This window comes from Microbacterium sp. NPDC089190, assembly GCF_040701795.1.
GTDB classification, from domain to species: Bacteria; Actinomycetota; Actinomycetes; order Actinomycetales; family Microbacteriaceae; genus Microbacterium; species Microbacterium galbum.
Window position 1 is genome coordinate 629,778 of record NZ_JBFBHF010000001.1, and the last position, 17,542, is coordinate 647,319.

15 protein-coding genes are annotated in these 17,542 nt (G+C 70.8%); 11 read left to right on the plus strand and 4 right to left on the minus strand.

Features of this window, described 5'->3' with window-relative positions; genetic code table 11:
• Window positions 1–233: 233 nt before the first annotated feature.
• From AB0230_RS03145 to AB0230_RS03155, 3 genes are all read left to right on the plus strand, one after another.
• Complete coding sequence (locus AB0230_RS03145) at window positions 234–1,886, plus strand: thiamine pyrophosphate-binding protein (RefSeq protein ID WP_366373912.1); 1,653 nt, start codon at window positions 234–236, stop codon at window positions 1,884–1,886.
• Window positions 1,883–3,352 carry an FAD-linked oxidase C-terminal domain-containing protein gene (locus AB0230_RS03150; RefSeq protein WP_366373914.1) on the plus strand — a complete coding sequence of 490 codons (1,470 nt, stop codon included), beginning with the start codon at window positions 1,883–1,885 and terminating at the stop codon, window positions 3,350–3,352. The genes AB0230_RS03145 and AB0230_RS03150 overlap by 4 nt, the downstream gene beginning before the upstream one ends.
• Before the next feature lie 742 nt (window positions 3,353–4,094).
• Window positions 4,095–4,862 carry a hypothetical protein gene (locus AB0230_RS03155; RefSeq protein ID WP_366373916.1) on the plus strand — a complete coding sequence of 256 codons (768 nt, stop codon included), beginning with the start codon at window positions 4,095–4,097 and terminating at the stop codon, window positions 4,860–4,862.
• Window positions 4,863–5,118: 256 nt separating this feature from the next.
• On the opposite strand, the gene AB0230_RS03160 is transcribed toward AB0230_RS03155, so the two are convergent.
• Complete coding sequence (locus AB0230_RS03160; protein WP_363578670.1) at window positions 5,119–6,501, minus strand: MFS transporter; 1,383 nt, start codon at window positions 6,499–6,501, stop codon at window positions 5,119–5,121.
• Window positions 6,502–6,619: 118 nt separating this feature from the next.
• Here AB0230_RS03160 and AB0230_RS03165 point away from each other — a divergent pair, with 118 nt between their 5' ends.
• From AB0230_RS03165 to AB0230_RS03190, 6 genes are all read left to right on the plus strand, one after another.
• The gene (locus AB0230_RS03165) at window positions 6,620–8,272 is read left to right on the plus strand and encodes a fumarylacetoacetate hydrolase family protein (protein ID WP_366373918.1); all 1,653 of its coding nucleotides are present in this window, start codon (window positions 6,620–6,622) and stop codon (window positions 8,270–8,272) included.
• Window positions 8,269–8,955 (plus strand): GntR family transcriptional regulator, encoded by a 687-nt coding sequence (locus AB0230_RS03170; RefSeq protein WP_315993402.1) that lies wholly within the window; start codon window positions 8,269–8,271, stop codon window positions 8,953–8,955. The genes AB0230_RS03165 and AB0230_RS03170 overlap by 4 nt, the downstream gene beginning before the upstream one ends.
• 73 nt (window positions 8,956–9,028) lie before the next feature.
• Window positions 9,029–10,549: a 5-carboxymethyl-2-hydroxymuconate semialdehyde dehydrogenase gene (gene hpaE, locus AB0230_RS03175; RefSeq protein ID WP_315993403.1), complete on the plus strand. Its 1,521-nt coding sequence runs from the start codon at window positions 9,029–9,031 to the stop codon at window positions 10,547–10,549.
• A gap of 71 nt (window positions 10,550–10,620) precedes the next feature.
• Window positions 10,621–11,769, plus strand: a complete 1,149-nt coding sequence (gene hpaD, locus AB0230_RS03180; protein WP_366373920.1) for a 3,4-dihydroxyphenylacetate 2,3-dioxygenase — start codon at window positions 10,621–10,623, stop codon at window positions 11,767–11,769.
• Window positions 11,770–12,019: 250 nt separating this feature from the next.
• Window positions 12,020–12,805, plus strand: a complete 786-nt coding sequence (locus AB0230_RS03185) for a fumarylacetoacetate hydrolase family protein (protein WP_363393253.1) — start codon at window positions 12,020–12,022, stop codon at window positions 12,803–12,805.
• Window positions 12,790–13,590, plus strand: coding sequence for an HpcH/HpaI aldolase/citrate lyase family protein (locus AB0230_RS03190; protein WP_315993406.1), 801 nt, complete (start codon window positions 12,790–12,792; stop codon window positions 13,588–13,590). The genes AB0230_RS03185 and AB0230_RS03190 overlap by 16 nt, the downstream gene beginning before the upstream one ends.
• Here the strand turns inward: AB0230_RS03190 and AB0230_RS03195 are convergent.
• On the minus strand, window positions 13,584–14,423 hold the full coding sequence (locus AB0230_RS03195) for a helix-turn-helix transcriptional regulator (RefSeq protein WP_315993407.1): 840 nt from the start codon (window positions 14,421–14,423) through the stop codon (window positions 13,584–13,586). The two genes, AB0230_RS03190 and AB0230_RS03195, sit on opposite strands and share 7 nt — an antisense overlap.
• Before the next feature lie 102 nt (window positions 14,424–14,525).
• Between AB0230_RS03195 and hxlB the strand changes: the two genes are divergently transcribed.
• A complete protein-coding gene (gene hxlB, locus AB0230_RS03200; protein ID WP_366373923.1) occupies window positions 14,526–15,098 on the plus strand; it encodes a 6-phospho-3-hexuloisomerase in 573 nt (190 codons plus the stop codon).
• Window positions 15,099–15,127: 29 nt separating this feature from the next.
• The gene (gene hxlA / locus AB0230_RS03205; protein ID WP_366373925.1) at window positions 15,128–15,751 is read left to right on the plus strand and encodes a 3-hexulose-6-phosphate synthase; all 624 of its coding nucleotides are present in this window, start codon (window positions 15,128–15,130) and stop codon (window positions 15,749–15,751) included.
• Window positions 15,752–15,821: 70 nt separating this feature from the next.
• Here the strand turns inward: hxlA and AB0230_RS03210 are convergent, their stop codons facing one another.
• Both AB0230_RS03210 and AB0230_RS03215 read right to left on the minus strand, forming a co-directional pair.
• Entirely contained in the window at window positions 15,822–16,304 is a 483-nt protein-coding gene (locus AB0230_RS03210) for a cytochrome C5 (protein ID WP_366373927.1), read from the minus strand.
• A gap of 149 nt (window positions 16,305–16,453) precedes the next feature.
• Complete coding sequence (locus AB0230_RS03215) at window positions 16,454–17,335, minus strand: bifunctional methylenetetrahydrofolate dehydrogenase/methenyltetrahydrofolate cyclohydrolase (protein ID WP_366373929.1); 882 nt, start codon at window positions 17,333–17,335, stop codon at window positions 16,454–16,456.
• Window positions 17,336–17,542 lie beyond the last annotated feature (207 nt).

The window sequence follows — 17,542 nt, forward strand, 5'->3', positions numbered from 1 at the left end:
ACGAGCCCGCATCAGCCCGCACGGGCGTGTCGGCGACGAGCGGTCTCGTCTCCGAGGGCGGCAGCCTCGGTCACGCGCCCCGCGGACCCCACGGGGCCCGAGCGATCGTATATGATCGCTCCCGTCAGGCGCACGAGGTCGTGCGTCGCTGCTCGAAAAAGGGGCACGTAGCGCGAGACCCGCGCGAGACACATACGGCTCATTCCCGTTCCTGTTTCGCGAAAGGCTTCCGCATGCCCATCGTCTCCGCGCACGTCGCCCACACCCTCGGCCGCCACCTCGACCACGTCTTCGGCGTGATGGGCAACGGCAATGCGTACTTCCTCGACGCCCTGCACCGGCACACCGATGCCGTCTTCACCGCGATGCGGCACGAGGCCGGCGGGGTCGTCGCCGCCGACGCGCACTATCGCGCGTCGGGTCGCATCGCCGCCGCCACCGCCACCTACGGCGCCGGCTTCACCAACACCCTGACCGCTCTGGCCGAGTCGGCGCAGGCGCGCATCCCCCTGCTGCTCGTGGTCGGCGACGAGCCCACCTCGGGCCCGCGCCCGTGGGGCGTCGACCAGGTCGCGCTCGCCTCGGCCGTGGGCGTGCGCACCTACACCGTCGGCGACCGCGACGCCTCGGCCACCGTGCTCATCGCGCTCGAGCACGCGCTGACGTATCGCGTCCCCGTGGTGCTGGCGATCCCCTACGACGTGGTCACCCGCGAGGCCGGAGAGCTGACGGATGCCGGGACCGTGACGATCCCCGCTCCCCTGGCCCCGCAGGGCCCCTCGGCGAGTGCCGCGCTCGACCGCATCGCCGATGCCCTCGCCGGAGCCGAGCGCCCGTTCCTGCTCGCCGGCCGCGGAGCCTGGCTCGCCGACGCCGGCCCCGCGCTCGGGCGCCTCGCCGAGACGACCGGGGCGATCACGGCATCCACCGCCCTCGGCCGGGGCATCTTCCCCTCGTCCGAGCACGACCTCGGCGTCACGGGCGGATTCGGCGCCGCGGGAGCGATGGAACTCGTGCGCGAAGCCGACGTCGCCGTGGTCTTCGGCGCGGGGCTCAACCAGTTCACGATGCGGTTCGGCGAGCTCTTCGCCCCGGGCACCGATGTCTTCCAGGTCGACGTGGCGACCACCGCGACCCACGCCCAGGTGGGGGGATTCGTGCGGGCGGATGCCGCGGTGGCGGCCGAGGAGATCACCAGCCGCCTGCGCTCCCGCGGCGCGATGTCGTCGGGCTGGCGCGATCGCGTCGACGTCGCCCCGCTGCGCGAGCAGGAGGCGGGCGAGGGCCTCGCGCCGGATGGCCGACTCGACCCCCGCTCCGCCGCCGCACGGATCGGTGAGCTGCTGCCCGAGGACCGTATCGTCGTCTCGGACGGCGGACACTTCCTCGGCTGGTCGAACATGTACTGGCCCGTCGCCTCCCCCGACCGCGTGATGATGGTCGGCACCGCGTACCAGTCGATCGGCCTCGGCTTCCCCTCGGTCGCGGGAGCGATCGCCGCCCGCCCCGACGCGACGGTCGTTCTCACCACCGGCGACGGCGGTGGCCTCATGGCGATCGCCGACCTCGAGAGCGCCGTGCGCACGGCCGCCGGCCACGGCATCGCGGTGGTGTGGAACGACGCCGCCTACGGCGCCGAGATCAACCTCTACGGCCTGAAGGGCCTCGCCCGCGAGCCGATGCTCATCCCCGAGGTCGACTTCGCCGCGGTCGCCCGCGGCTTCGGCGCCGAGGGCGTGGTGGTACGCGAGGTCGCCGATCTCGAGGCGCTGGCGGAGTGGACCCGCCGCGACCCCGCCGAGCGGCCGTTCCTGCTGCTCGACCTGCGCATCAGCGGCGCCGTCATCGCGCCGTACCAGCGCGAGATCATCAAGGTGAACTCGTGAACGAGTCCGCGGCGGGGGCCGGTCCCGTACCGGGCTTCGCGGGCGCCGCCGGACACAGGCCCACGGGTGCTGCCGGCGTAGGGCACGACGCCTCGACCGCGTCCGCCGCGGACACCCCGACCGACACCCTCGGCGACCTCCGCACCGCCCTCGGCGACCGCCTCCTCACCGACGCGGACAGCCTCGCCGCCTACGCCGTCGACAGTTCGCGCGCGCAACCCGAGGGGCTGCCCCTCGCCGTCGTGCGGGCGACCTCGACCGGCGACGTGTCGACGGCTCTCGCGTGGGCGCACGCCCGCGGCATCCGGGTCTCCGTCCGCGGAGCGGGCACCGGGCTCTCCGGCGGGGCCGTGGCGTACGCCGGCGGCCTGGTCGTCTCGCTCGAGGCGATGACCCGCATCGTCGACATCGACGTCGACAACCGTCTCGCCGACGTCGAGGCGGGGGTGATCACCGCGGACCTGGATGCCGCAGCCCTGGCCCACGGCCTGTTCTTCCCGCCCGACCCGGCGAGTGCGCAGTGGTCGACGATCGGCGGCAACATCGCCACGAACGCCGGCGGCCTGCGCTGCGTCGCGCACGGCGTGACCACGGACGTCGTGGCCGCCCTCGAGGTGGTGCTCGCCGACGGCCGTGTCCTGCGCACCGGTGCCCGCACGCGCAAGAACACCACCGGCTACGACCTCGCGAGCTTGTTCACCGGCTCCGAGGGCACCCTCGGAGTGATCACCGCGGCAACCGTGCGCCTCAAGCCCGTGCCGCCGGGGCAGCCGCGTACCTTCCGGGCGAGCTTCGACGACATCGAGGATGCCGGACGCGCGGTCACCGCGATCGTCTCGGGACCGGCCGCCCCCGAAGTGCTCGAGCTGATCGATGCGCGCAGCGTCGAGATCATCGAGGCGTTCCACCCGAGCGGCCTCCCCTCCCCCGTCGCCGCGATGCTCGTCGGCCAGACCGTGGGACTCGCCGCGCCCGAGACCGCGGAGGCCATCGTGGAGATCTGCCGGACGCACGGCGCGGTCGAGACCGAGATCAGCGATTCCGACAGCCTGCTCGAGGCCCGCCGCCTGGCGAACCCCGCGCTCACCGCGCAGGGATTGCGCGTCTCGTGCGACGTCGGCGTGCCGGTCGCGCAGCTCGCGACCGTGTTCCGCGGCATCGGTGAGCTGGCCGAGCGCCACGGCCGACGCATCGCCGTGGTCGCGCACGCGGGTGACGGCAATCTCCACCCCACGGTCGAAGCGGGCGACACCCCCGACGAGTACGCCGCGGCCGAGCTCGTGATCGACGACATCACGCGCCTCGCGCTCTCGCTCGGCGGCACCATCTCGGGCGAGCACGGCATCGGGTCGGTCAAACGCCACGAACTCCCCTGGCAGCAGGACGCCGTGGCTCTCGACGTGCAGCGGGCGATCAAGGCCGCGCTGGACCCGCGCGGCATCCTGACACCGGGGCGGGCGATCTGAGCCCGGGCGTCGGGCCGCCTCTCCCCCTCCTCCCTTGCCGCAGACGGCCGCATCACGACCGTATGAGCGACGAACCGCGGCAAACGACGCTCAGCCACCGACGCTCACCTGACGCAGACGGCCGCACCACGACCGTGTGAGCGACAGACCGCGGCAAACGACGCTCAACCACCGACGCTCACCTGACGCAGACGGCCGCACCACGACCGTATGAGCGACAAACCGCGGCAAACGACGCTCAGCCACCGACGCTCACCTGACGCACACGGCCAGGCACTCGGCAAGAGGCGAGCCGAACCACCCGAGGCGAGGATCATGCGCTCGTCGCGGACGGGCCCGACCGCAAATGGCGCCGACAAGAGTTGAGCAATCGAAGACACGTATTGCCCGCTTGCCGCGCAGGACCGACGCTGAACCAGGGCGACCGACAATCTGAGGCGAACGAAGAAGCGGGCCGCGGCGCCCCCGGTCGAACGAATGGGCGGTTGTCCACAGATCGCGGATGCCGCGCCGCGGGCCACGCGCTCTGTGCGATGTTTCGGGAGTGAGAGCTGCACCCCTGCCCGCCGAGCTGCCCGAGGCCTTCTCGGTCGGTGCGGCAACGCAGCTGGGAGTGTCACGGCGACGACTTCGGGCTGCGGACCTCTCCTCTCCCTTCTCCGGAGTGCGGACGCGTTCAGCCCCGCCGGACGACGCGTTGGAGGCATCCGTTCGGCATCGATCAGCCGCCTACGTCGCACGGATGCGAGAGTGCGAGTTCTTCTGCCTGGTCGCCGCAGCAGTGGCGTGGGGCGCGCCGCTGCCCGCGTCGGTCTTCCACCACCGCGACGGGAACCGGCTCGTCGAGCGTCCCCTCGACGTCGGAGTGTTCCTGCCCTCGCGCGCGAGCAGGGCGCGGGGAGTGCGCGGCACCTCCATCTCGGAGGGGATGGGCAGCGTCCGCACCGAACCCGTGAGCGGGCTGCGGGTGACGAGCCCCGCGACGACCTGGGCCATGATGGGCGCCATGTTGTGCCGGGACGACCTCGTCGCGCTGGGCGACGCCTTCGTTCGCGAGCCCATGCGCAGGGGTGACCCGCCCGCGCTCGCGACGATCGCCGAGCTCGCGGCCTCGCTCGAGGCAGGTCGCCGACGGGGCGCCACGGCGCTGCGCGAAGCGCTCTCCCTGACTCGCACACGCTCGCGGTCGAGGAAAGAGACCGAGACCAGACTCGTGCTCGTGGCCGCGGGTCTGCCCGAACCGTCTCTGAACCATCCCGTGGTCGTCGAGGGGAAAGTGGTGGCGCTCGTCGACCTCGCCTATCCCGACCGCAAGGTCGGCATCGAGTACGAGGGTGAGCAACACCTCACCGACCCACGACAGTGGGCACGCGACATACGGCGCTACGAGATGCTCGCCGACCTCGAATGGCGCATCATCCGCGTGACCGCGTCCGACCTCGCGCAGCACCGCGAGGAGCTCGTGGCGAGGGTGCGCGGGGCGCTCTCCGGTGGAGTGCGCCCCGGTTGACCCGCACCGACGTCGGTAGCCCACGCATTCGTTCGCCTCGAATGGTCGGCCGTCCGAGCAACATCGACCATCTCAGGCAAATCAGCCGGCAGCCTCCGCGCTCACGTGCCGCAGACGGCCGGTCGCTCGCGCAACACCCACCATCTCGGGCAAACGGGCCTCGCCTCGCTGAGAACGGGCGAGCCCGCGCGCTCGAGTGGCAGCACCCACGGAACGGCCCCACCGCGCCGGAGCGCGACAGGGCCGTTCGATCGGGTCAGACCTTCGACAGCCCGCGGATCGGGCTCACCTCCTGCTCGGCCTCGTGATCAGGACCCAACGGGATGCCGCTGCGGTCGCGCAGCAGCAGCGTCGCGACGAGACCGAGCACGGCCATGATCGCCAGGTACACCGTGACCGACACGGTCGTTCCCGTCGCGTCGACGAGCGCCGTCGCGATCGTCGGGGCGAAGGCGCCGCCCAGGATCGCGCCGACGGCGTAGGCGATCGACACCCCCGAGAAGCGGATGGATGCCGGGAACAGCTCGGCGTACAGCGCCGCCTGGGGGCCGTAGGTCAGGCCGAGGCCGACGGTGAGCAGCATGAGGCCGACCGCCAGCAGCACGATGCTGCCGGAGTTGACCAGCGGGAACAGCGCCACGATCGCGACGAGCATCGAGATCCAGCCGATGATGTAGGTGTTGCGGCGCCCGATCTTGTCGCCGAGCCACCCGCCGAGCCACGTGAAGATCAGCCACGTCACGGCCGAGAGCGTCACGGCGCCGAGCACGTCGGCGGTCGCGAGCCCCAGAGGGCCGTCGGGGTTGGTCGCGTAGCGCTGGATGTAGCCGCCGGTGGTCATGTAGCCCACGGCGTTGTTGCCGGCGAAGACGAACGCGGCGATGATCACGAGCAGCGAGTGCTTGCGGAACAGCTGCACGATCGGCATCCGGGTCTGCTCCTTGCGCTCGGAGAGCTCGACGAACACCGGGCTCTCCTCGACCTTCTTGCGCACGTAGTAGCCGACCAGGATCAGCACGAACGACAGCAGGAACGGCACGCGCCAGCCCCACGCGAGGAAGGCGTCACCCGGGGCGATCAGCGCCATGAGCGCGAGCATGCCGCTCGCGAGCAGCAGACCGAGGGGCACGCCGAGCTGCGGCGAAGCGCCGAAGAGGCTGCGCTTGGTCTTCGGCGCATGCTCGACGGCCATGAGCACTGCGCCACCCCACTCGCCACCGGCCGAGATGCCCTGCAGCACGCGCAGGAGGATGAGCAGCACGGGGGCGGCGACGCCGATGACCTCATAGGTCGGCAGCACGCCGATGAGCGTGGTCGAGGCGCCCATCATGATGAGCGTCAGCATGAGCACGACGCGACGACCGTATTTGTCGCCGAGGTGCCCGGCGAGGAAGGCACCGAGCGGACGGAACAGGAAGCTCAGACCCACCGTGAGGAATGACAGGATCTGCGCGATCCCGGGGCCGGCGGGCGCGAAGAACAGCTGACCGAACACGAGACCGGCAGCCGAGGCGTACAGGAAGAAGTCGTACCACTCGACGGTGGTGCCGACGACCGTGGCGAAGACCACCCGGCGGCGGTCCGTGGACGTGGAGATGGTGCCGGTGGGGGTGAACCCCGGCGATTGCGAGCGGGACATGGAACTCCTTCGAGACGTCATCGTCAGACCCCCGGACGTCGTCGTCGGCGACGAGGCGTGGTCTTGCTGGGGTGGGCAACATCGTATACGATTTCGAATACGACGCAAGGGAGCATCTATGACCGACACCGACCCCCGGTTCACCGCCCTCGGTGAGCGCCCCGGCAAGATCGTGGCCGTCCACCTCTCCTACGCCTCGCGCGCCGATCAGCGCGGACGCCGCCCCGCCGCCCCGTCGTACTTCTTCAAGCCGTCGAGCTCGCTCGCCGCGTCCGGCGCCGAGATCGTCCGCCCGGCCGGCACCGAACTCCTCGCCTTCGAGGGGGAGATCGCGCTCGTCATCGGCGAGCCCGCGCGGTGGGTGACCCCGGATGCCGCGTGGTCGCGCGTGGCATCCGTCACCGCCGCGAACGACTTCGGCCTGTACGACCTCCGCGCGAACGACAAGGGGTCGAACGTCCGCTCCAAGGGCGGCGACGGCTACACGCCGATCGGCCCGGCGCTCATCGACGCCCGCGACATCGACCCCGCCGCCCTGCGCCTGCGCACCTGGGTGAACGGCGACCTCGTGCAGGACGACTCGACGGCGGGCCTCATCTTCCCGCTCGCCCAGATCGTCGCCGACCTTTCGCAGCACTTCACCCTCGAGACCGGCGACGTGATCCTCACCGGCACGCCGGCCGGCTCGTCGGTCGTCGTCCCCGGCGATGTGGTGGAGGTGCAGGTGGATGCCGGCTCCCTGACGACCGGCAGACTCCGCACAACGGTGGTCCCGGGCGCCCAGCCCTTCGATCCCGCGATCGGATCCGTGCCCGCGATCGACGAGACGCAGCGCGTCGAAGCCTGGGGCTCGGCCGAAGCGGCCGCCACCGCCGCCTCGAGAACAGGCGATGTCACCGCAACAGGCGAAAACCCGACGGATCAGCCTGTTCCCGTCGCATCCCCTGTCCTCGTGACGGATGCCGCGACGCCCCACGCCGCGCCCGAAACAGGCGATGTCACCAGAACAGGCGGAGATCCAGCGGATCAGCCTGTTCCCGTCGCATCCCCTGTTCCGATGACGGATGCCGCGGCCCCGCGCCTCTCCCCCACGCTCCGCGGCAAGCTCGAGCGCGTCCCGGTCGCCGCCCTCAGCGGACAGCTGCGCAAGCGCGGCCTCAACGACGTCACCATCGACGGCGTGCACGCCCTCACTCCCGGTAGCCGCTTCGTCGGCACCGCCCGTACGCTGCGCTTCGTCCCCCACCGCGAGGACCTCTTCGCCTCCCACGGCGGCGGGCAGAACGCGCAGAAGCGGGCGTTCGACGCGGTCGGCGAGGGCGAGGTCATCGTCATCGAGGCCCGCGGCGAGACCGGCTCCGGCACGCTCGGCGACATCCTCGCGATCCGCGCCCACGCGCGGGGAGCCGCCGCGATCGTCACCGACGGCGGAGTGCGGGATGCCGAGGCCGTCGCCGCTGTCGGCATCCCCGTCTTCACCGCCGGCCCGCACCCGGCCGTCCTCGGGCGTCGTCACGTGCCGTGGGAGACCGACGTCGCCGTCGGCTGCGGCGGCACCACGGTCGAGCCGGGCGACATCCTCGTCGGCGACGGCGACGGCGTGATCGTGATCCCGCCCGCGATCGCCGAGGAGGTGGCCGACGCCGCGCTCGCGCAGGAGACCGAAGACGCGTGGATCGCCGAGCAGGTGGCATCCGGTCACCCGATCGAGGGACTGTTCCCGATGAACGCCGAATGGCGCGCTCGCTACGAGAGCGAGGCCACCCGATGAGCGAGGTCACCGCGAGCAGGAGCAAGTCGCAGCAGGCCTACCACTGGATCAAGCAGCGCATCGCCTCTCAGGAGTTCTCTCCGGGCTACCGGCTCGTGCTCGGCACGATCGCGGGCGAGCTCGACATGAGCGTCGTCCCGGTGCGCGAGGCCATCCGCCAGCTCGAGGCCGAGGGTCTGGTGATGTTCGAGCGCAACGTCGGCGCGCGCGTGTCGATGGTCGACGACACCGCCTACCGGTTCAGCATGCAGGCGCTCAGCCTGCTCGAGGGAGCCGCGACAGCCCTGTCGGCGCGCGCACTCACCGCCGACGACGTGCGGCGCGCGCGTTCCGTCAACGACCTCATGGTCGAGACGCTCGAGCACTTCGACCCGCGCGCCTTCACCGCGCTGAACCAGGAGTTCCACGCGATCCTCTTCGAGAAGTGCGCCAACCCCCGCATGCTCGAACTCGTCCAGGCCGAATGGGCCCGCCTCGGGCACCTGCGCGACTCGACGTTCAGCTTCGTCCCCGGCCGCGCCGCCGAATCGGTGCGCGAGCACGAGAACATCCTCGTCCTCATCGAGAACGGCGCCCCGCTCGCCGAGATCGAGAAGGTGTCGCGCCGCCACCGCTCGGCCACTCTCGACGCCTACATGATCCACGAGCACCCCGATGAGGTGCTCGGCCTTCCCGCTTTCTGACGTTCCGCCCACCCGACATCGCCGTCGCGGATCGCCGGCCGCCGGCATCCACCCCTCCCACAAAGGAGCAGCCATGACCACCCCTCTCACCACCACACGCCGGACCCCGGCCGACCTGCCCGAGCACATCCAGCACTACATCGGCGGATCGTTCGTCGACTCCGTCGACGGCGACACGTTCGACGTGCTCGACCCGGTGACGAACCAGACCTACCTGCGGGCAGCCGCGGGCAAGAAGGCCGATATCGACCTCGCGGTCGCCGCCGCCCGGAAGGCGTTCACGGAAGGCCCCTGGCCCCGGATGCTGCCGCGCGAGCGCTCGCGGGTGCTCCACCGCATCGCCGACATCGTCGAGTCGCGCGACGAGCGCCTCGCGGAGCTGGAGTCGTTCGACTCGGGGCTCCCGATCACGCAGGCCCTCGGTCAGGCCCGCCGCGCGGCCGAGAACTTCCGCTTCTTCGCCGACCTGATCGTGGCGCAGACCGACGACGCCTTCAAGGTGCCCGGCCGTCAGCTCAACTACGTCAACCGCAAGCCGATCGGCGTCGCCGGCCTCATCACGCCGTGGAACACGCCCTTCATGCTCGAGTCCTGGAAGCTGGGACCGGCGCTCGCCACCGGCAACACGGTGGTGCTCAAGCCCGCGGAGTTCACGCCCCTCTCGGCATCCCTGTGGGCGGGGATCTTCGAGGAGGCGGGCCTGCCCGAGGGCGTGTTCAACCTCGTCAACGGCCTCGGCGAAGACGCCGGTGACGCGCTGGTGAAGCACCCCGATGTTCCGCTCATCTCCTTCACGGGCGAGAGCAGCACCGGGCAGCTCATCTTCGCCAATGCGGCTCCCTTCCTGAAGGGCCTGTCGATGGAGTTGGGCGGCAAGAGCCCCGCGATCGTCTTCGCGGATGCCGACCTGGATGCCGCGATCGACGCGACCATCTTCGGGGTGTTCTCCCTCAACGGCGAGCGCTGCACCGCGGGCAGCCGCATCCTCGTGCAGCGCGACGTGTACGACGCCTTCGTCGAGCGGTACGCGGCCCAGGCCGATCGCGTGAAGGTCGGGCTCCCCGACGACCCCGCGACCGAGGTCGGCGCGCTCGTGCACCCCGAGCACTACGCCAAGGTCATGTCGTACGTCGAGCTCGGCAAGACCGAGGGGCGCCTGGTCGCCGGCGGCGGCCGTCCCGAGGAGTTCCCGGAGGGCAACTTCGTCCGCCCCACGGTGTTCGCCGACGTCTCCCCCGAGGCGCGGATCTTCCAGGAGGAGATCTTCGGCCCCGTCGTGGCGATCACCCCCTTCGACACCGACGAAGAGGCACTCGCCCTCGCGAACAACACGAAGTACGGCCTGGCCGCCTACGTCTGGACGAACGATCTGAAGCGCGCCCACCTCTTCGCGCAGAACGTCGAGGCCGGGATGGTGTGGCTGAACTCCAACAACGTCCGCGACCTCCGCACCCCGTTCGGCGGCGTGAAGGCCTCGGGCCTCGGGCACGAGGGCGGCTACCGCTCGATCGACTTCTACACCGACCAGCAGGCCGTGCACATCACGCTCGGCCCCGCGCACAACCCCACGTTCGGCAAGGCGCAGGCGCACTGAGCCCCACCGGTGGCTGAGCCCGTCGAAGCCACCCCCGACCCGCAGAACACTCCACGCAAGGACGCGACCCCATGGCAAAGCACACCGAAGAACAGAAGACCTCCTCCGGGTTCTGGGTGACCGAAGAGGCACCGATCCAGTCGGACAACCCCATCCCCACGCCCACCTCACCGGCGCCCGACATCCTGCGCTGCGCGTACATGGAGCTCGTGGTGACCGACCTCGCGGCATCCCGTGTCTTCTACGTCGACATCCTGGGCCTGCACATCACCGAGGAGAACGACGAGGCGATCTACCTCCGCTCGACCGAGGAGTTCATCCACCACAACCTGGTGCTGCGTCAGGGTCCGGTCGCGGCCGTCGCCGCCTTCTCGTACCGCGTGCGCAGCGCCGACGACCTCGACAAGGCCGTCGCGTTCTACGAGGAGCTCGGCTGCGAGGTGCGCCGCCAGCCGAACGGGTTCACCAAGGGCATCGGCGACTCGGTGCGCGTGGTCGATCCCCTCGGCTTCCCAGTCGAGTTCTTCTTCGACACCGAGCACCAGGAGCGCCTGTCGTGGCGCTACGACCTCTATTCCCCCGGCGAGCTCGTGCGCCTCGACCACTTCAACCAGATCACCCCCGACGTGCCGCGCGCGGTGAACTTCATGCAGTCGCTCGGCTTCCGCGTGACCGAGGACATCCAGGACGAGGAGGGCGTCGTCTACGCGGCCTGGATGCGCCGCAAGCCCACCGTGCACGACACCGCCATGACCGGCGGCGACGGACCTCGCATGCACCACGTGTGCTTCGCCACGCACGAGAAGCACAACATCCTCGCCATCTGCGACAAGCTCGGCGCCCTGCGCCGATCGGATGCCATCGAGCGCGGTCCCGGCCGCCACGGCGTCTCGAACGCGTTCTACCTGTACCTGCGCGACCCCGACGGCCACCGCGTCGAGATCTACACGCAGGACTACTACACCGGCGACCCCGACAACCCGGTCATCACGTGGGACGTGCACGACAACCAGCGCCGCGACTGGTGGGGCAACCCCGTCGTGCCGTCGTGGTACACCGAGGGCTCGCTCGTGCTCGACCTCGACGGCACCCCGCAGCCGGTGCGCGCGCGCACCGACTCGAGCGAGATGGCCGTGACCATCGGCGCCGACGGCTTCAGCTACACCCGCGCGCCCGAAGAGGTCGGTGCCGGCGAGTTCAAGCTGGGCAACCAGCTCTGACCCGCCGCCGCGCCAGCCCTGCCAGCGCCGGCGCCCGCCCACCGATGTCCCACTTATGGCTGGTTGGGCGCCCCTCAACCAGCCGAATTCGGGACACGCTCCACCAAAAGTGGGACGCGCGCACAGCCGCAGCTCGTCCAGCCCATCCATGTCCCACTTCTGGATGGTTGGGCACCCCTCAACCAGCCAGAAGTGGGACACGCTCCACCAGAAGTGGGACGAGGTTCGTGAGACCGACCAAGGAGACCCCATGCTCACCGACGCACAGATCGACGCCATCGCGGCCGAGCTCGCCGAGGCCGACCGCACGCACGCGGTGATCCCGCGGATCACGGCGAGGTATCCGGATGCCGTGGTCGAAGACTCCTACGCGATCCAGGGCCGCTGGCGCGATACGCAGATCGCCGCGGGACGCACCCTCGTCGGGCGAAAGATCGGCTTGACCTCGAAGGCGATGCAGCAGGCGACGGGCATCACCGAGCCCGACTACGGCGTGATGTTCGACGACACGGTCTACCGCTCGGGAGACGAGATCCCGGTCGCCCTGTTCTCGAACGTGCGCATCGAGGTCGAACTCGCGTTCGTTCTGAAGACCCCGCTCGAGGGCCCCGACTGCACGCTCGACGACGCCCTCGCCGCGATCGACTACGCCGTGCCCGCGCTCGAGGTGCTCAACTCGCACATCGAGCTCGAGGGCCGCACGATCGTCGACACGATCAGCGACAACGCCGCCTACGGGGCGATGGTGCTCGGCGACGTGCACAAGCGCCCCGACGAGATCGACCTGCGGTGGGTCCCGGGCGTGCTCAGCCGCAACGGCGAGATCGAAGAGACCGGCGTCGCCGCAGGCGTCCTCGGCCACCCGGCGACCGGCGTGGCGTGGCTGGCGAACAAGTTCCACCAGCACGGCGCGCGCCTGGAGGCGGGCGAGATCATCCTGGCAGGATCGTTCACGCGCCCGATGTGGGTGTCGCAGGGCGACGACGTGCTGTGCGATTACGGACCGATGGGAACGATCTCGTGCCGCTTCGTCTGACCCCGACCTTCCGCGCCGCCCTCGCGGCATCCGATCGCTCCCTCGCGGGCATGTGGGTGTGTTCGGGTAACGCCACGATTACCGAGGTCGCCGCCGGCTCGGGCCTCGACTGGCTGCTGCTCGACATGGAGCACTCGGCGACCTCGCTCGAGTCGGTGCTGACCCAGCTGCAGGTGGCCGCGGCGTATCCGGTCACGCCGGTCGTGCGCGTGCCGTGGAACGACCCCGTGACCATCAAGCGGGTGCTCGACCTGGGTGCGCAGAACATCATCGTGCCGATGGTCTCGACCGCCGATGAAGCCCGCGCCGCAGTCGCCGCCACACGGTACCCGCCGCAGGGCGTGCGCGGTGTCGGCAGCGCCCTCGCCCGCAGCGCCCGCTGGAACCGCGTCGACGGCTACCTCACCGAGGCCGCCCAGCACGTCTCGCTCACGGTGCAGATCGAGACGACGACGGGAGTCGACAACGCGGCTGCGATCGCCGCGGTCGAGGGGGTGGATGCCGTCTTCGTCGGCCCCAGCGACCTCTCGGCCTCGATGGGCCTGCTCGGGCAGCAGTCGCATCCCGATGTCGTGGCAGCGGTGCATCGCGTGTTCGCCGCAGCGGCGGATGCCGGAACCCCGGTCGGCGTGAACGCTTTCGATCCCGCGGTGGCCGAGGCCTACCTCGACGCCGGAGCGGATTTCGTCGCGGTCGGCGCCGACGTCGCTCTGCTGGCCCGCGCGTCCGAGGCGCTGGCGGCGCGGTTCGTCACCGCCCGCGCGGAGCAGCGCGACAGCTACTGAGCGCGCGCCGTCCCGAGGGCCGCGAGCTCGGCCCGCGTGGAGACGCCGGCTTTGCGCAGCAGGTTCGACACGTGGAACTTCGCGGTGTTCTCGCTGATGCCGAGGCGTTCGGCGATCGCGCGATTGCGTGAGCCCGCGACGACCAGGCTGAGCACCTCGCTCTCGCGGGGGCTGAGGTCGACCGCCTCGTCGAGGAAGTCGGGGCGCGGGGGCGGATCGAGCGGCAGCACGACCGACAGCTCCGACCCCCACCCGGGAGTCGAGGCGACGTCGAACGCGCCGTTGAGCGCGCTGACCCGCTCGACGATCGGTCCCAGCGAGTCGTCGTGAGCGGTGAGGGTGCCCGCTCCGTCGTCGCGGATGCCGATGAGCAGGTTCAGCCCGTCGCAGTCCCATTGGATGCGCACGCGGTGTGGAGTGCCCCGGTCGAGTAGGGCGAGCACGGCGCTGCGGACGATCGCCCGGGCCTCGTGCGCGACTTCACCCGGCAAGGCGCGCCCGGTCGCCGGAGGCTCGACGAACTGCACGTCGAGGTCGCCGTGCCGGACGAGCGGACGGAGGTCGGTGCGCAACCGGGCGAAGGCCCCGGTGACGGGCTCGAGCAGGGCGCTGCGCTGCTGATCGGTGGAGGTCCGCAGCACGACGAGGGCGGCGGCCGCGGTCTCCACGGCGAGGGCGCGCGCGGCCCGGTCGTCGAGACGCGTGGACCGCAGGATCGCCAGCACCGATTCGAGCGTCACGGCGTGGCGGTCGGCCTGCTCGGCGACGACGCGTTCGTGCTCGATGACGAGGGCGCGGGACGCGGGAGACGACAACTCGGCGGACGACTTCACCCGCCCAAACCTAGCCGATGGAGCCGAACCTACCCGATCGGGTAGGTCGACCTCTGCCGTCGACCGGCCTCGCGCTCCGCTCCCCCGGCGAAGCATGGACACATGACCTCCCCCGACGCCGGCATCGCGGCATCCCTCACCCGCATCTCGGGCGAGCTGACCTCGGTCGTCGACAGCCTCGCCACCGGCGACGGCGCGGACGACGTGCTCGAGGTGCTGGGCGGCGCCGACCGCGTCTTCGTCCTCGGCGCCGGGCGCTCGGGCCTCGCGCTGCAGATGACGGCGATGCGCCTCATGCACCTCGGCCTCGCCGTGCACGTCGTCGGCGAGACCACCGCCCCCGCGATCCGCGCCGGCGACGTGCTCCTCACCGCCAGCGGCTCGGGGACGACGACCGGCATCGTCCGCGCCGTCGAGACGGCCATCGAGGTCGGTGCGCGCGTCGTTGCGATCACCACCGCGCCCGACTCGCCCCTCGGGCGAGCGGCGGACGCCCTCGTCGTGGTGCCCGCCGCGACGAAGCTCGATCGCTCGGGCACGGCCTCCACCCAATACGCCGGCGGTCTGTTCGAGCAGGCCGTCGTCCTCGTCGGCGATGCGTTCTTCGACGCGCTCTGGCAGCGCTCGGGCCTCTCGGCCGACGACCTGTGGCCCCGCCACGCGAACCTCGAATGACCCTCCACCCCGACAGTCAGGACCCCCGAATGAAGCTGCAGTTCGCCATGGACACCCTCACCACCGAGGCCGCCCTCGACCTCGCCGCCGCCGCGGCGCCGCACGTCGACATCCTCGAGCTCGGCACCCCGCTCATCAAGAGCGAGGGCCTCTCGGCCATCACCGCCATCAAGAAGGCGCACCCCGACAAGATCGTCTTCGCCGATCTGAAGACGATGGATGCCGGCGAGCTCGAGGCCGACATCGCCTTCGGCGCCGGAGCCGACCTCGTGACGGTGCTCGGCAGCGCCGGCGACAGCACGATCGTCGGAGCCGTCACCGCAGCCAAGAAGCACGGCAAGGGCGTCGTCGTCGACCTCATCGGGGTCCCCGACAAGCCGGCCCGCGCCAAGGAGGTCATCGCCCTCGGCGTCGAGTTCGTCGAGATGCACGCCGGCCTCGACGAGCAGGCCGAAGAGGGCTTCACCTTCGCCACGCTGCTGCGCGACGGAGAAGCCTCGGGCGTGCCGTTCTCGGTCGCCGGAGGCGTCAACGCGTCGAGCATCGCCGACGTGCAGAAGGCGGGCGCCCAGGTCGCCGTCGCCGGCAGCGCCATCTACAGCGCCCCCGATGTGGGCGCCGCCGCCGCCGAATTGCGCGCCGCGATCGTCTGAGCGCCGACCGCATCCCGAGAACGACGAAGGGCCGGACGATCGCTCGTCCGGCCCTTCGTGGTGTCGAGGGTCAGTCCTCGTCTTCGTCGTCTTCGTCGTCGTCGCCGACGATCTCGATGTCTTCGACCTCGAGCTCGGGCGTGAGCTGCACGTGCACGAGAGCGTCGGGGAACGAGGTCTGACCGGCGAAGACCACGATGATCGCGTCGACGAAGACGCCCACGCCGATCGCCTCGAGGTCGGTGCGCAGGTCGACGTCGGCATCGAGCTCGTCGTCGTCGAGGGCGTCTTCGATGTCGCTCGCGACCTCTTCGACGATCGCACGCCAGCGCTCCTCGCCGACCGAGAGCACGTCCTTGAGGTTGCTCATGATCGCGTCGAGGTCGGGGGCATCTTCCTCGTCGATCTCGGGGTCGAGGTCGACCTCCACCTCGACGCCGGCGGCATCCAGGTGTCCCGACCCGATGACGCTGTCTTCGTCGATCTGGGCGTCGTCGAGCAGGCCGCTCTCGGTGACGCGGCGGAGGAGGTCGTTCAGCACGGACTCAGTCATGTACAAACTCTGACACGTCCGGAGAGCTCTCGCCTCCCCCATTGCGGGCGATGCTCCGTGTGTTCAACCGGCGGCAGGTCGTGGTTCACCGTTCGGCGGTGGTGAGGGGACGCCGGCGACACCGCCCGGGAGCACGTCGGGCGAGACCGTCAGGCCGACGCGCGCTCCGCCGCCTCGACGACGTTCGTCATGAGCAGGGCGACCGTCATCGGACCGACGCCCCCGGGGTTCGGCGAGACGAACCCGGCGACCTCGGCCACGTCGGGGTGCACGTCGCCGTACACGCGGGACTTCCCGGTCTCGGGGTCGGTCTCGCGCGTGACGCCCACGTCGAGCACCGCGGCGCCCGGCTTGACGTCGGCGGCCTGCACGATGTGCTTCACTCCCGCGGCGGCGACGATGACGTCGGCCTCGCGCAGGTGCTTCGCCAGGTCGGCGGTGCCGGTGTGGGTGAGGGTCACGGTCGCGTTGATCTCGCGGCGGGTCAGCAGCAGCCCGATCGAGCGGCCGATCGTGACGCCGCGGCCGACGACGACGACCTCTTTGCCCTTCAGGTCGTAGTCGTTGCGCAGCAGCAGCTCGATGACCCCGCGCGGCGTGCACGGCAGGGGCGTGTGGATCGGCGCGTTGACGTTGAGCACCAGACGACCGAGGTTCGTGGGATGCAGGCCGTCGGCATCCTTCGCCGGATCGATGCGCTCGAGGATCGCGTCGGTGTCGATGTGCTTCGGCAGCGGCAGCTGCACGATGTAGCCGTGGCAGGCGGGGTCGGCGTTGAGCCGGTCGATGACGGCCTCGACCTCCTCCTGCGTGGCCTCGGCGGGCAGCTCGACCTGGATCGAGTTCATGCCGATAGCCTCGGACTGCTTGTGCTTCATGCCGACGTACAGCTGCGAAGCGGGGTCCGCGCCCACGAGCACCGTGGCGATGCCCGGCACGACGCCGCGTTCGCGGAGTGCCGCGACCCGCTCGGTGAGCTCGGCCTTGATCGCCGCCGACGCGGCCTTACCGTCGAGAATCGTCGCCGTCATGGCATCCCTCGTTCTGTGTGTGTCGTTCGTGTCATGAAGTGCTGCGGTGCCGCGCCCCGCCGCCGCCGGGTGGCACGGCACCGCAGCGATAAACGCTGATCCTCGTGAGACACGCGGCGTCGCACCGTGTTTCGACAGAATCAGCGTTTATCGCGGCCCTGCGCCGGACGAATGCGACGCCGGGGACCGCGCCGCGAAAAGCGGACA

Excerpts from the sequence above, each read along its gene's own strand:
- hpaE (WP_315993403.1), top strand. The coding sequence starts at position 9,029 with ATGACCACCCCTCTCACCACCACACGCCGGACCCCGGCCGACCTGCCC.
- AB0230_RS03165 (WP_366373918.1), top strand. The coding sequence starts at position 6,620 with ATGACCGACACCGACCCCCGGTTCACCGCCCTCGGTGAGCGCCCCGGC.
- AB0230_RS03145 (WP_366373912.1), top strand. The coding sequence starts at position 234 with ATGCCCATCGTCTCCGCGCACGTCGCCCACACCCTCGGCCGCCACCTC.
- AB0230_RS03160 (WP_363578670.1), bottom strand. The coding sequence starts at position 6,501 with ATGTCCCGCTCGCAATCGCCGGGGTTCACCCCCACCGGCACCATCTCC.
- hxlA (WP_366373925.1), top strand. The coding sequence starts at position 15,128 with ATGAAGCTGCAGTTCGCCATGGACACCCTCACCACCGAGGCCGCCCTC.
- hpaD (WP_366373920.1), top strand. The coding sequence starts at position 10,621 with ATGGCAAAGCACACCGAAGAACAGAAGACCTCCTCCGGGTTCTGGGTG.
- AB0230_RS03210 (WP_366373927.1), bottom strand. The coding sequence starts at position 16,304 with ATGACTGAGTCCGTGCTGAACGACCTCCTCCGCCGCGTCACCGAGAGC.
- AB0230_RS03170 (WP_315993402.1), top strand. The coding sequence starts at position 8,269 with ATGAGCGAGGTCACCGCGAGCAGGAGCAAGTCGCAGCAGGCCTACCAC.
- AB0230_RS03215 (WP_366373929.1), bottom strand. The coding sequence starts at position 17,335 with ATGACGGCGACGATTCTCGACGGTAAGGCCGCGTCGGCGGCGATCAAG.
- AB0230_RS03185 (WP_363393253.1), top strand. The coding sequence starts at position 12,020 with ATGCTCACCGACGCACAGATCGACGCCATCGCGGCCGAGCTCGCCGAG.
- hxlB (WP_366373923.1), top strand. The coding sequence starts at position 14,526 with ATGACCTCCCCCGACGCCGGCATCGCGGCATCCCTCACCCGCATCTCG.
- AB0230_RS03155 (WP_366373916.1), top strand. The coding sequence starts at position 4,095 with ATGCGAGAGTGCGAGTTCTTCTGCCTGGTCGCCGCAGCAGTGGCGTGG.